The organism is Candidatus Nitrosotalea sp. FS (genome assembly GCF_011319475.1).
In the GTDB taxonomy this organism is placed as follows: domain Archaea; phylum Thermoproteota; class Nitrososphaeria; order Nitrososphaerales; family Nitrosopumilaceae; genus Nitrosotalea.
This window is the reverse complement of record NZ_RCMC01000002.1, coordinates 1-527: the sequence shown is the minus strand read 5'-3', so window position 1 is coordinate 527 and position 527 is coordinate 1. Positions and strand designations below refer to the sequence as shown.

1 protein-coding gene and 1 pseudogene are annotated in these 527 nt (G+C 41.4%); both read left to right on the top strand.

Going from position 1 to position 527, the window contains the following annotated elements; all coding sequences use genetic code 11:
• Positions 1–372 (top strand): annotated as a pseudogene (locus DYY66_RS13415) (acetolactate synthase large subunit); the annotation flags it as partial.
• 1 nt (position 373) lies between these two features.
• Positions 374–527 (top strand): thiamine pyrophosphate-dependent enzyme (locus DYY66_RS13410; RefSeq protein ID WP_255495926.1); only part of this gene is annotated, 154 nt, incomplete at both ends.

Here is a 527-nt window from a genome sequence, read left to right as displayed (position 1 = left end):
TTTGAGAGAAACTTGAAGATAATTCACATGGATGTAGACCCTGCAGAGATAGGAAAGAACCAGACAACAAATGTCGCAGTGGTAGGCGATGTAAAGACATCACTTAGGATAATGGTTAAGATGCTAATTCAAAAAGCAATCAAGCGAAATGGAGAAAGCGCATGGGCAAAAAGAGTAAAGGAAACAAAAGAATACTATAGAGAAAATCTCAAGATACATCCACACCCATTGGCAGCATCAAAGGTTCTCAAAAAATTAAGAGAAGTATTACCTGCACAATCAATTGTTACTACCGAAGTTGGACAGCACCAAATGTGGGCATCATTATTTTTTGATGTTATCCATCCTGGTACGTTCTTCAGCTCAACAGGTNCTACCGAAGTTGGACAGCACCAAATGTGGGCATCATTATTCTTTGATGTTATACATCCGGGTACGTTTTTCAGCTCTACAGGCCTTGGAACAATGGGTTGGGGATTTCCAGCTGCAATAGGTGCCAAGGCAGCCAAGCCAGATGTCCCAGTGTT